Genomic DNA, 12,908 nt, shown 5'->3' on the forward strand with positions numbered 1-12,908 from the left:
TCACCAGGGCCGCGCGCCGTCGATGACTTCCATGGCACGTACAGCGAAACGGCCGGCCAGCGGTGCCACATCCGCCGCATCGGCCGCAACCGCGCTGCCGGCAAGCACGCGGTCGGCGATGCCGACGAAGATCACCGCAAAGCGGAACATGGCAAACGCCAGATGGAACCGCTGCAGCGGCGCCGTCGGCACGGCGTGGGCGAAGTAATGATCGAGGAATTCGCGTTGTGTCGGAATCCCGAGCGCTGCCTGATCAAGGCCGAGGATGCCGCCATATTCGTCTGATGAGGAATGCCAGGGCATCGAACAAAAACCGAGATCGGCAAGCGGATGGCCGAGGGTCGATAACTCCCAATCGAGTATGCCGATCACCTCGGGCCGCTCGGGATGGAAGATCAGATTGCCGAGACGGAAATCGCCATGCGCGATCGAGACGTGGCCGTCATCCGGCGGAAGATGTCGCGGCAGCCATTCGGCGACGGCTTCGAGCGCGGCAATGCGTTCGCTCGGCGATTCCCGCAACTGTCTGGTCCAGCGCGCGATCTGTCGTTCAAAGTAATTTCCGGGACGGCCATAATCGCCGAGCCCGACCTCTTCCGGCAGGACGGCGTGCAACTTCGCCAGCGCCTCGGCCATGCCGAAATAAATGCCGCGCCGCTCGTCCCGCGCCAGTCCCGGCAACGAGCCGTCGTGGAACACCCGGCCGCCGAGCCGCTGCATCAGATAGAACGGCGTGCCGAGCGGCTCGTCGCCGTCGTGAAAGAGCACCGGCCGCGGCACCGGCACCTTTGTCGACGCTAGCGCCTCGATCACCCGGTACTCGCGATCGACGGCATGGGCGCCGCGCAGGATCGGTCCCGGGGGTTTCTTGCGCAGCACCATGCGGCGGCCGCCATAGTCGACGAAATAGGTCGGATTGGATTGGCCGCCGACGATCCGCTCAAGCGACATCTGGCCATCGCCAAAATGCGCTCTCAGAAAATCCTCCAGGCGTACTGGATCGAAATCCATCCTCATTGCCGGCTCAGCGGTTCCCGCCGCCACCTGTTTCGTCTTGCGTGCCGGCTTCGACATGCCAGCGCCAGAAGCCTGTACCTTCCTCGTTGAGAAAGCGGTTGAGCACCATCTTGTGGACCTCGTCGGCGCCGTCGACCAGGCGAGCCTGGCGGGCGTAGCGGTAGATCCATTCGAGTACAGTGTCTTTCGAATAGCCGCGGGCGCCGTTGATCTGGATCGCCACGTCGGCGGCGTCATGCAGCACGTTGGCGACCTGGATCTTGGCCATGGAGACCTCCTTGCGGGCAAAGCCGCCGCGGTCGAGTTCCCAGGCCGCCTTCATCACCAGCAGCCGCCCGATCTCGATGCGCATGGAAAGGTCGCCGAGCATCAGCTGGATACTCTCGCGGCCGGCCAAAAGCTGCCCGAAACCGCTGCGCTCGGCGGCATAGGCGCGCGCGATTTCGATGCAGCGCTTGGCAAGACCGAGCCAGCGCATGCAATGGGTGAGCCGCGCCGGACCGAGCCGGACCTGTGTAACCATAAGGCCGCTGCCTTCACCGGCAAGCACGTCCTCGACCGGGACTTCAAGGCCGTCGAATTCCAGCTCGCAATGGCCGCCATGTTCTTCCGGTCCCATGATCTCGATGCGCCGCAGGATCCGCCAACCCGGCTGGTCCTTGTGGAACAGCAAGGCCGAAAGGCCGTGACGCGGATTGTCCGAAGTGCGCGCTATGAGAATGAAATGGCTCGCCTCTTGCGCCCCGGTGATGAACCATTTGCGGCCTTTGACGACGTATCTGTCGCCGCGCCGTTCGGCTCTGGTCGAGATCATCGATGGGTCGGAGCCGCCCCCCGGATGCGGTTCCGTCATTGCAAAAGCCGAGCGCACCTTTCCCTCGACGATCGGCTTCAGCCATCTTTGTTTCTGCTCCGGCGTCCCCAGCCGTTCCAGCACCATCATGTTGCCGTCATCGGGGGCCGCGGAATTGAATACGACCGGACCGAAGATCGAGCGGTTCATCTCTTCATAGCAGACGGCCATATCCACCTTGGAAAGGCCGGCCCCGCCGGTCTCGGGTTTCAGCTGCAGGCACCACAGGCCGGCTGCTTTCGCCTTGCCCCGCAGCGTTTCGAGCAGCGGCAGCGCAATATTGCCATGGCCGTCATAACAAGCCTTGTCTGCCTCGAGCGGCAGGATCTCGCGCTCGACGAAGTCGGCGATCCGGCTGCGGAAGGCCTCGGTGCGGACGGAAATGTCGAAATTCATGGCGCTCACAAGGATGAAACGAGATGCCGCCATCGGCTCAGATGGTCGCGCCGGTAGTGTAACTGCCGTCGTTGACTGGGAGCAACAGCAGTGCGCCGGGCCCTCATTTCGCAGTGCAAAGCCGCCCGGATCGATATGAATCGATGCCTGCGGGCGTGCTACCGATCCCGGTCGTTCCTACGGATTTTGACCCGGCCACTTCTTCGGATTGAAGGTGGGAGAGCGCACTGGCCCAGGCCCGAAGGGGACGCCATTCCTATGCTCAGGCCGCCCGAACGCTGCGCGCTCCACGCGCCCAGGCCGGCAGCCAATCGCCATGCGCAACCAGCAAATCATCGACCAGCGACCATATCTGGTCGAGGTCGAGCTCAGCCGCCGTATGCGGGTCCATCATCGCCGCGTGATAGATGTGCTCGCGGTTCTCGGTCATCAGCGCCTGGACCGTCAGCTCCTGGACGTTGATATTGGTGCGGATCAGCGCGGTGAGCTGCACCGGCAGGTCGCCGATGAACGTGGGTTGAATGCCGGAGGCGTCGACGAGGCATGGTACCTCGGCCGCGCAATTATATGGCAATGACGTGATGCAGCCATTGTTGCGGACGTTGCCGTAGATCACCGACGGCTCGCCGGTCCAGACCGAGTTCATGATCGAGGACGCATATTCCTTCGACTGCTCCACTTCGATCTTGTCAGCCGAGCGATAGGCTTCCGCTTGCCCCTTCCAGCGTTCGATCTGCTCGATGCAGCGCTTCGGGTATTCGTCGAGCGGGATACCAAATTTCTCGATCAGATCTTCGCGCCCGTCCTTGATGAAATAGGGCGTGTATTCCGCGAAATGTTCGGAGCTCTCGGTGACGAAGTAACCGAGGCGCTTCAGCATCTCGTAGCGCACTCTGTTTGGGCAGCGCGGGTTCCACCCCGGCTTCGGCGCCCGCCCTTCGCTGTAGGCGCGCAGCAGATCCGGATAGAGGTTGCGGTAGGAGCCGTCCGGCTGGCGATGCTCGAACTTCAGGTAGAAGGCCATGTGGTTGATGCCGGCCGAGCGGTAGCGAATCTCCTCGTAGGGAATGTCGAGATCATGCGCCAGTTCCATCGCCGTGCCTTGCACCGAATGGCAGAGGCCGACCTGCTTGATATCGGGATATTTCTCCGCGATGGCCCAGGTGTTGATCGCCATCGGGTTGACATATTGCAGCATGATCGCCTGCGGGCAGACGGCGAGCATGTCCTCGCAGATCTTCCAGAGATGCGGCACGGTTCTCAAGCCTCGCATGATGCCGCCGACACCGAGCGTATCGGCGATGGTCTGGCGCAGCCCGTATTTCTTCGGAACTTCGAAATCGGTCACCGTGCAGGGCTCGTAGCCGCCGATCTGGAAGGCGACGACGACGAAATCGGCGCCCGCCAGCGCCTTGCGCTGGTCCGAATAGGTTTCGGCTTTGGCCTTGACGCCAAGCGTCGAGATCAGCTTGCCGACGACGATTGCGCTTTCCTCGAGCCGTTGCGGATTGATGTCCATCAGCGCGATCGTCGAGCCGGATAAAGCCGGACGCTGCAATATGTCGCCGACGATGTTCCTCATGAACACCGTCGAGCCAGCTCCGATGAAAGCGACCTTGGGATTTCTTGCCACAACGACCTCCGGCATAAGCAATCAGGCTACCTCGAAAGCGGCTTTGACCAGCCGTTCGGTGTAAGCGGTTTTGGGATGGGACAGGACTTCGTCGACCGGCCCCTCTTCGACGATCTTGCCGTGCTGCATGACGATGACGCGATGGCACAGCGCCCGCACGACCTTGAGATCGTGCGAGATGAAGATGTAGCTCAGGCCCCGTTCGCGCTGCAGCTTGCGCAGCAATTCGATGATCTGCGCCTGGACCGAGAGATCCAGCGCCGATGTCGGCTCGTCGAGTACGATGAATTCTGGTTCGAGCGCGACGGCGCGGGCAATTGCGATACGCTGGCGCTGGCCGCCGGAAAACTCGTGCGGGAAGCGCGACAGGATATCGCCGGGCATGCCGGCGCTGATCAGCGCCTCGCGCACCCGCTCGATCCGATCGTTCCTGGTGGCGCCGATGCGGTTGACGACCAGCCCTTCCTCGATGATTTGGCCGATCGTCATGCGCGGGTTGAGCGACGAGAACGGATCCTGGAAGACGACCTGCATGCGCGACCGCAACGGCCGCATTTGCGCGCGCGAACAGCCATGGATCGGCTGGCCATCGAAATAGATCTCGCCGCTGTCCGTGGTGTTGAGCCTGAGCAACGCCTCGCCGAAGGTAGTCTTGCCCGATCCGGATTCGCCAACGAGACCCAGCGTCTCGTGCCGCCGAAGGGTCAGGCTGAGGCTGTCGACGGCGACGAGTTCGCGCAGGTCCGGCCTCATGAACGTGCCATGCCGCAGCATGAAAGAGACGCGCACATTCCTAGCTTCAAGAATGACGTCGGCGCCTTCCGGCAACGGATTGGCCTGGCCGCGCGGCTCGGAGGCAAGCAGATGACAGGTGTAGGGATGCTGCGGATCGGCAAACAGCTTCTCCGTCACATTGTGCTCGCGCATCTCGCCATGCTGCATGACGTAGACATAGTCGGAGAACTGCCGCACCACGGTCAGGTCGTGCGTGATCAGGATCACCGCCATGCGCAGTTTCTTCTGCAGGTTGCGGATGAGATTGAGGATCTGCGCCTGAACCGTAACGTCGAGCGCCGTCGTCGGCTCGTCGGCGATCAGCACATCGGGATCGTTGGCCAGCGCCATGGCGATCATCACACGCTGGCGCTGACCGCCGGAAAGCTGGTGCGGGTATTGCTTCAGCCGCGCCTTGGGTTCAGGAATCTGCACCTGTTGCAGCAGCTCGAGCGCTCTTGCTTCGGCCTGCCTGCGGCTCATCTTGCGATGCACCCGTATCGCCTCGACGATCTGGCTGCCGATCGTGTAGATCGGGTTGAGCGAACTCATCGGCTCCTGAAAGATCATCGAGATGCGGTCGCCCCGCAGTTTGCGCCGCGCACGCTCGGAAAATTTCAGGATGTTCGCCCCATTGTATTCGACGGTCGATTTCGGCGACACGACCGCGCGCTTCGACAACAGCCCCATGACGGTGCGCGCCGTCACCGACTTGCCCGATCCGGATTCGCCGACAATGGCGATCGTCTCGCCGCGATAGAGCTGGAAGGAGATGTCCTTGACGGCTTCGACCATGCCGTGCTCGACCTTGAAATCGACGGCAATGTTGCGGGCATCGATGACCGGGTTTTCCGAACGGCCGTCATGGTCGAGCCGGACAGGCGGTGCGAAGGATTTGACGAGCGCGTGTTGCATCATGTCACGCTCAATAAGGATCGACCGCATCGCGAAGTCCATCGCCAAGCGCGTTGAACGCGAAGACGGTGACAAGCACGAAGCCGACCGGTGAGAGGATCCAGGGATAGGTGCCGATGACCGAATAGGTCGCGGTGTCCTGCAGCATCAGGCCCCAGGAGATCAGCGGCGGCTTCACTGCGAAGCCGAGAAAACCGAGGAAGGATTCGAGCAGGACCACGCTGGGGATTGCCAACGTGACCGCAACGATCACGTGGCTCATCACATTTGGAAAAATGTGTTGCATGATGATGCGGCCATCTGTGGCGCCGACCGCCATCGCCGCACGAACGTAGTCGATCCGCGCCAGTGCCAAGGTCTTGCCGCGCACTTCGCGCGACATCTGCGCCCAGCCGAGTGCCGACATGACAACGATTACGAAGGCCAGGAAGACATTCGTCGGCGCCGTCACCGGAACCAGCGAGGTCAGCGCCAGATAAAGCGGCAATTGCGGAAATGCGAGCACCAGTTCGACGAAGCGCTGGACCCAGACATCGAATGTGCCGCCGAAATAGCCCGACACCATGCCGACCGTCGTGCCGATCACGGTGACGATGAAGACCACGGTCAATGCGATCATCAACGAGATGCGCGAACCATAGATCGCACGCGCCAGCACATCGCGGCCGAATTTGTCGGTGCCAAGGAAGTGGACCGACTGGCCGTCGGTCGAGCCGAAGAAGTGCCGGTTCGCGGGAAGCAGGCCGAGCAGTCTGTACTCCGCTCCCTTGACGAAGAAGCCGAGCAGCCGCGGATGGTCGTAGTCCGGTCCGACGACGGGTTGGAAGGTAACCGGGTCGAGGTCTTCCGAATCCGTCAGGGCATAGACGCGTGGCTGGAAGACGAAGTTGCCGTCCTTGTCATGGAAGCTCATCATCTGCGGCGGGGCAAAGCCGACATCGGTCACCTTGGGATCCATCGGTGCGAAGAAGTCGGCAAAGACCGCCAGCAGCACCAGAAACGCGACCAGGATGAGCCCGGCCATGCCGGTCCAGGACCGTTTCAGGCGGCGCCAGACGAGTGCGATGTAGCTCTCATTGCCGCGCGGCTTGATCTTGGCCGATTCCTCGGCAAGTGGCGGCAGCGAGGGCTCGAACGCAAGCATCTCAGGACCCTGCATATTGGCGTACACGCGGGTCGAGCATGACGAGCAGCATGTCGGCGATGATGTTGCCGACGATCAGCGTTGCCGACAGCACCATCATGAAGGTCGCCGTGACATAGACGTCGCCGACCGCCATCGAGCCAACGATCGCCGGGCCGACGGTCGGCAGGGCAAAGATGATCGCGGTCTCAATCTCGCCGGTCAGCATATAAGGCAGCACCACACCCTGATACATGACCAGCGGATGCAGCGCATTGGGCACGGCATGACGCATGACCACCGCACCGCCGCTGAGGCCCTTGGCGCGAGCGGTTTCGACATATTGCGCGTTCAGCGTGTCGAGCAGATTGCCGCGCATCACCCGCATGTTGTAGGCGAGCCCGCCGAAGGTGGCGATTGCGACAACCGGCCAGACATGCCGGACGAGATCGACGAACTTCGCCCAGGACCACGGCGCCCCCCCAAATTGCGGCGAAAAGAAGCTGCCGATCTCGGAGACGTTGAACTGGAAGACCAGCAGATAGACGATGATCAGCGCCATCAGGAAGCGCGGTACCGTCATTCCGAGAAAGGAAATCGCTGATAGCGTACTGTCGATCCAGCTGTACTGCCGGGTCGCCGCCCAGATACCAAAGCCGATGCCCAGCACCGAAGCCAACAGGTGGCAGACAAGCGCAAGCAGCAGCGTGCGCGGCAGCCGCTCGCCTACCACGTCGGCGACGGGCTTGTTGTAATACAGGCTGTGGCCGAAATCGCCGCGGGTGACGATGCCGGCGATCCAGTTCAGGTATTGGAGCGGAACCGGCTTATCGAGGCCATGCTCCACGCTGTAAGCCTTCGCCTGGGCGTCGGCCTCGGCAAAGGAGGCTCCACCCTGGTTGATAAGCTGCAAGCGAATGTAATCGGCATAGTTACCCGGCGGTGCCTGGATGATCGCGAAGGTAACCACGCTCAAAATGGCGAGAACCGGTATTGCGGATGCTATGCGCATAAGCAGAAATCGCAGCATCGACCGTTTTTCTCCTCGCTCAGGTTCTCAGTTATGCCTCACCGCTGGCTTTGTCCCGGCCGCGCCAGCAGCGCGGCCGGGAATTTTCAAGTCAGGGGAGGAAACTCAGTTCGTCGGACCCTTGTCGCCGGGCTTTCCGGGAAGCTGCTCGGGAAACAGTTCATATTTCTGCTGCTTGTCGGCAGCGACAAAGACCCGCTCGCGGACGATCGAATCCTCGGCCCAGTTGAACATGAAGATCGGCGTGCCCTGCGGAATGTTCGAAAAGCGCTTGTTGATGATCAGCGCGCCGGGATATTCGGTCAGACCGACATTGTAGACGTGCTCGGTCGAGATCTTCTGGAACTGTTTCATCAGGCTGGCGCGCTGGTCATTGTCTGACGAGGAAACAAACTTGTTGACGATGTCGACAAGGTCCTTCTCGAACGGCATCAGATCGACCTGGCCGTTTTCCGGAGCGCGGTGGTTCCAGCTAGTGCGTGGGCCGACCGGCGCCAGTTGCTCGGTGTTCTGCACGACCGAGGTGAGCTCTGTTTCGTTGCGCCTTATCAGCCAGTCGAAGCGACCGGAGTAATTGGCCTGATCGCGCTGGGTACCGTTCAACCCGTTCAGGACAACGCGAATACCTAACTTCTCCATCTGACCGACGACGCCCTCCGCGAGGCTCTTGTCGGTGGTGTAGTCGTTGTTGACCAGCATCACGATCTCGACATTCTTGCCGCCGGCGGTGCCGGCAGGAAAATTGACGAAGCCGTCGCCGTCCGTGTCCTTCAGGCCTGCCTTGGCGAGTTCCGCCTTGGCGCCTTCGAGATCGAAGGGGTAGTAGACCGTCGACTTCCGGTCGTAGAAGCTCGTGCCCGAGGAGAAGCCGCCTGGATAGATGGCAGTGAACGGACCCTTGACCAGCGAGTCGCCGAGCGCCTTGCGGTCGAGCGCCATGGTGACGCCCTTGCGGAAATCCGGGTTGCGGTTCAGCTCGCGTATCGCCTGTCCGCGCTCGTCGGGGTTGCCCCAGCCATTGGCCGAGAAATTCATGCGCAGATTATAGCCGATCAACCGCGGGCCGAAGGCAAGCCGTGCCGGTGCGTCCTTTTGCGCCGCGCGCTTCAGCGAGGCGACGAAGTTCTCCGGCTGCTCCAGATTGGAGAAGTCGCCCGCCCCGGAGACCGCCTGAACGTCGCGATCGGCCCAGGTCGACAATTTGTAGTGCAGTTCATTGAGATACGGCAGCTGGTTGCCCTTCCCGTCGACCTTCCAATAGTACGGATTGCGCCGCAGGACGATGATGTCGTCGGGGCGGTATGCCACCGGCACCCAGGCACCCATCACCGGCATGTTCATATATTCCGGCGGGAAGGCGTTCTTGAACTGCTCGTAGGTGTTCGTCGAATATTTCGGATGCTGCGGCTTGAGGATATGCGACGGGCCGGGGCAAAAGGTGCCGTAAGCCATGGCGTAGAGATATTGCTTCGGAAAGGCGTCCTTGAAGGTCCACTCGACGGTGTAGTCGTCGATTTTCTTCAACGTCGTGCCGACGCCGAAGGTCTCCTGCGTCGCGCCGTTCAGCGGCGAGACATTAGGGTCGATCACCTCGTCGTCCCAGTAGAACATCACATCGTCGGCGTTGAACGGAACGCCGTCAGACCATTTCGCGCCCTCGACCAGATGCATCGTCAGCGTGTGGCCGTCCTTCGACCAGTCCCAGCTCTTGGCGAGGTTAGGCAGCGGCTCCGTGTCCTTGGCCTCGACCTGGAAAAGCGGTGCGGTGCGCGTCAGGCATTCGGAAAGGCCGATGTCGATACCGCCCCAGCCTTGCGTCTGGCCCGCGCCGTAGTTCCAGCCCTCCGGTCGGCCGCCGATGACATGGCGCATCGTATCGCCGTAGACGCCGATGCCGTCCGGCATGTTGCCGGTCTTGAAGACCAGCGGCTCCTTCGGCAGCCGGTCCTTGACGGGCGGCAGCTTGCCTGCCTTGACGTATTTGTCGGTAACCCAATCGGGCTCGTGGTATTCCGGAAGTGCCTTGAACTCCAGGATCGAGTCGCGCGCGACGTATTTGATCTTTCCCTCGGCGGGAAATTGCGCGGGCACCGGCGGCACGGTCGGCTCGGATGCATACGCGTTCAGCGCCGAGGCCGAGACGCTAAGCGCCAGCCCGGCGAGAATGCCAATGTTTCGAAAATTCCTCATCGTCTCTCCTCCCTGTTGTTCAGGAGCGCGTTGACGCTGCTCCATCTCTCCTCGAACAATGTACAGACGGGTGCGGAAAATCCTCCCGAAAGCTCGCCGCGATCCGTCCTGGCGAAATTCAGACGGCCTGCTTGAGAGCCGTTTTTTCCGCACGTAGTTCCTCGATCGAACGCACGTCGCGCCGCGCCGCACCCGCCCATTCGCGGGTCTTGACCCTGGATTTCGAAAGCCGTTCCTTCGCGGCCGGCACCGCATCGGCATATTGAGGCAGCCAGCGGGCCTGGGCGACGACCATCTCGTCCACCATTTGCCAAACCTCTTCCGGCGTCGAAACCGCGCCGACCAGCGGGTCGTGCAGGACCGCGAGCTTAAGCAGGTCGATATCGCCGGAGATTGCAGCATGAACCGACATGCGCTGGACGTTGATCGAGGAAATGCAGGTGGCAGCGCAGGCCTCCGGCAGCGTGATGCCGGCCGCCATGTTGATGCCGAAGCGATCGACGAAGCCGGGCGACTCGATGATGGCGTCCTGTGGCAGGTTGGTGATGATGCCGTTGTTCTTGACGTTGAAATGGCCGCGATAAACGCGGTTCGTCTCCAGCGCCTCGAGAATATGGCTGGCATGCTCGTTGGAGCGCTTGGCGGGATCGATCGGCCTGGCGGCGGATTCCAGAAATTGCGGGAACTCGGTTTCGAACCAGTTGCGTGTTTCGGTCGAATAACGAAGGTAGCCGCCGGTCTCGCCGTGGATCCAGTCGGACATGTCGATCCAGCGGGTGATTTCGTCCGGCCGCTTGCGATACCAGGGCAGGTATTCGGAAAGGTGGCCGTTGCTTTCAGTCGAATAGACGCCGAAGCGCTTCAGGACGTCGATGCGCAGCTTTTCCTGCTGCGAATAGACCGGATGCGCCTCGAAGGCGGCAACCAGCTCGTCCTTGCCGATCTTGCGGCCGTTGAGACGCAGGTCGATGAACCAGGTCTGGTGATTGATGCCGGAGCAGACGTAGTCGAGCTCGGTGCGCGACTTGGCGCCGAGCACTTCGGCGATCTGGTCGGCGCCATGCTGGACGCCGTGGCAGAGGCCGACGGTATCGACCCTGCCATATTCGATCGCCGCCCAGGTGTTCATGGCCATCGGATTGGCGTAGTTCAGGAATTTCGCCCCAGGCTCGGCGACTTCGAGGATATCCTTGCAGAAATCGAGGATCACCGGAATGTTGCGCTGGCCATAGAGGATGCCGCCGGCGCAGATCGTGTCGCCGACGCACTGGTCGATGCCATACTTCAACGGAATGCGGATGTCGTCCGCATAGGCTTCGAGACCGCCGACGCGAACGCAGCTGATGATGTAGCGGGCACCCTCGAGGGCAGCACGGCGGTCGGTCGTTGCCGTAACCTTGGTCGGCAGCCTGTTGAATTCGACGACCCTGTCGAGGATCGACTTGATCATCTGGAGGTTGCGCTCGCTGAGATCGGTCAATGCGAATTCGACATCCCTGAATTCAGGAACGCACAAAATGTCGGTGAAGAGCTTCTTGGTGAACCCGACGCTTCCCGCACCGATGATAGCGATCTTGAAACTCATCAGTCCTCACCTCGACCTGATCAAACGCTAGGGCAAAGGCGGCGAAAAGAAGCCTGGCCCGCCTGCCACGCTATGCAGGCTGGAATCCGGCACTTCCTCCCATCCGCTCTTTGACCGCGGTTTCTTTTGCTTTTCTCGAGGGATTATGCGCCTTATTCGGCACGCGACCAGAGAAGGATTATGCTTTTAGGGGTAATTTTGTGCTGCGGAACTTGATCGACATCGGCCCGGCGGGCAGGACGGTATCGCTGCCGCGCGGGCGCCAGCGCCTACACACCATGCCGACAAGCACCGGCTATGAAGTGCGCGAGAACGAGGCCTACGACTGGGATGGGCGCAAGCGCGGCCAGACGCCATTTACCGTGCTCCAGCATACGATCAGCGGCACCGGTCGATTGCGCTACGAGAACCGGAACTACCGCCTGCAAAAGGGCGACACTTTGCTGGTTCTCGTGCCGCACAACCACCGTTACTGGCTGGCCAGGGGCGAGCGCTGGGAGTTCTTCTGGATATCGATGAACGGCGAGGAGGCACTGCGCATCCACAAGTCGATCCTTGCTGCCGTCGGTCCGGTACTGCGGCTGCAGCCCTCGACGATCGATCATCTCGCCGATTGCAGCGTGCGCCTGATCACGGGCGCGGTCTCGCCGGGAGCCGCCTCGGCCGTCGCCTATGAAGCAGCCATGGCGCTCTACGACGATGTCTTCGGCTCGCATGCCGTCACCGACGACAAGAGCGCCATGCAGCCGGTCATCGATCACATCAAGGCCAATCTCGACAGGCCGCTCCGCGTTGCCGATCTCGCCGAGATCAGCGGCCTGAGCCGCGCGCATTTCTCGCGCTGCTTCGCCGAGAGCGAGGGACTTCCGCCCGCCGAATTCGTGCTGCAGCAGCGACTGCAGCGCGCGGCGAAGTTGCTGACGAAGGCCGATTTCCTGCCGGTCAAGGAAGTCGCCATCATGTGCGGCTTCGAGGATGCCAATTATTTTTCGAAGGTCTTCCGCCGCCTCTACGGCATCAACCCGACGCAGTTCCGCACTAACGGAATGTATGCCAGCCTGGGAACCGCCCGATAGCCCGATGGATTGGCACCGCGCTTGGCATCGGGTGCGGGAACGCTTTTGCTCCCCCTTGGTTTAGCACAAGAGAGCCTTGATCGCCGCTGCGGCAACCCAGTCTTGGCGGAGATCAGTCACAGATGTCAGGGGAGTGATCGATGAACAATCCCGATCCGAACAACCCGAATCCACTGCCGGACAATCCCAATCCTGAGCCGGCCCGGCCGCCTGCCCCGCCGGAGACGCCGCCGGGAGAACCTCCAGGCGTACCCCCTCCCTCGCCGGATCCAATTCCAACGCCGGACCAGGAGCCGATCGGAGTTCCTCCTGGCAC

9 protein-coding genes are annotated in these 12,908 nt (G+C 61.7%); 1 reads left to right on the forward strand and 8 read right to left on the reverse strand.

Going from position 1 to position 12,908, the window contains the following annotated elements:
* From NKG60_RS04290 to NKG60_RS04325, 8 genes are all read right to left on the reverse strand, one after another.
* Positions 1-1,017, reverse strand: a complete 1,017-nt coding sequence (locus tag NKG60_RS04290) for a phosphotransferase family protein (RefSeq protein WP_352662377.1) — start codon at positions 1,015-1,017, stop codon at positions 1-3.
* 7 nt (positions 1,018-1,024) lie between these two features.
* The gene (locus tag NKG60_RS04295) at positions 1,025-2,266 is read right to left on the reverse strand and encodes an acyl-CoA dehydrogenase family protein (RefSeq protein ID WP_352662380.1); all 1,242 of its coding nucleotides are present in this window, start codon (positions 2,264-2,266) and stop codon (positions 1,025-1,027) included.
* Positions 2,267-2,528: 262 nt separating this feature from the next.
* A complete protein-coding gene (locus NKG60_RS04300; RefSeq protein WP_352661878.1) occupies positions 2,529-3,899 on the reverse strand; it encodes an alpha-glucosidase/alpha-galactosidase in 1,371 nt (456 codons plus the stop codon).
* Between the two features lie 21 nt (positions 3,900-3,920).
* Complete coding sequence (locus tag NKG60_RS04305) at positions 3,921-5,588, reverse strand: ABC transporter ATP-binding protein (protein ID WP_352662383.1); 1,668 nt, start codon at positions 5,586-5,588, stop codon at positions 3,921-3,923.
* A 10-nt stretch (positions 5,589-5,598) separates the two neighbouring features.
* Positions 5,599-6,732: an ABC transporter permease gene (locus NKG60_RS04310; RefSeq protein ID WP_352974186.1), complete on the reverse strand. Its 1,134-nt coding sequence runs from the start codon at positions 6,730-6,732 to the stop codon at positions 5,599-5,601.
* A gap of 1 nt (position 6,733) precedes the next feature.
* Positions 6,734-7,741: an ABC transporter permease gene (locus tag NKG60_RS04315; protein WP_352661884.1), complete on the reverse strand. Its 1,008-nt coding sequence runs from the start codon at positions 7,739-7,741 to the stop codon at positions 6,734-6,736.
* Between the two features lie 105 nt (positions 7,742-7,846).
* Positions 7,847-9,931 (reverse strand): ABC transporter substrate-binding protein, encoded by a 2,085-nt coding sequence (locus tag NKG60_RS04320; RefSeq protein WP_352974187.1) that lies wholly within the window; start codon positions 9,929-9,931, stop codon positions 7,847-7,849.
* Between the two features lie 118 nt (positions 9,932-10,049).
* Entirely contained in the window at positions 10,050-11,516 is a 1,467-nt protein-coding gene (locus NKG60_RS04325) for an alpha-glucosidase/alpha-galactosidase (protein ID WP_352865944.1), read from the reverse strand.
* Between the two features lie 200 nt (positions 11,517-11,716).
* Here NKG60_RS04325 and NKG60_RS04330 point away from each other — a divergent pair, with 200 nt between their 5' ends.
* A complete protein-coding gene (locus NKG60_RS04330; RefSeq protein ID WP_502912294.1) occupies positions 11,717-12,592 on the forward strand; it encodes an AraC family ligand binding domain-containing protein in 876 nt (291 codons plus the stop codon).
* Positions 12,593-12,908 lie beyond the last annotated feature (316 nt).

The sequence above is a fragment of the Mesorhizobium sp. M1428 genome, assembly GCF_040317515.1.
Taxonomy (GTDB): Bacteria; Pseudomonadota; Alphaproteobacteria; order Rhizobiales; family Rhizobiaceae; genus Mesorhizobium.

Bases quoted from the DNA above. Each gene is read 5' to 3' on its own strand.
- NKG60_RS04290 (WP_352662377.1), bottom strand. From the start codon at position 1,017: ATGAGGATGGATTTCGATCCAGTACGCCTGGAGGATTTTCTGAGAGCG.
- NKG60_RS04295 (WP_352662380.1), bottom strand. From the start codon at position 2,266: ATGAATTTCGACATTTCCGTCCGCACCGAGGCCTTCCGCAGCCGGATC.
- NKG60_RS04305 (WP_352662383.1), bottom strand. From the start codon at position 5,588: ATGCAACACGCGCTCGTCAAATCCTTCGCACCGCCTGTCCGGCTCGAC.
- NKG60_RS04310 (WP_352974186.1), bottom strand. From the start codon at position 6,732: ATGCTTGCGTTCGAGCCCTCGCTGCCGCCACTTGCCGAGGAATCGGCC.
- NKG60_RS04315 (WP_352661884.1), bottom strand. From the start codon at position 7,741: ATGCTGCGATTTCTGCTTATGCGCATAGCATCCGCAATACCGGTTCTC.
- NKG60_RS04320 (WP_352974187.1), bottom strand. From the start codon at position 9,931: ATGAGGAATTTTCGAAACATTGGCATTCTCGCCGGGCTGGCGCTTAGC.
- NKG60_RS04325 (WP_352865944.1), bottom strand. From the start codon at position 11,516: ATGAGTTTCAAGATCGCTATCATCGGTGCGGGAAGCGTCGGGTTCACC.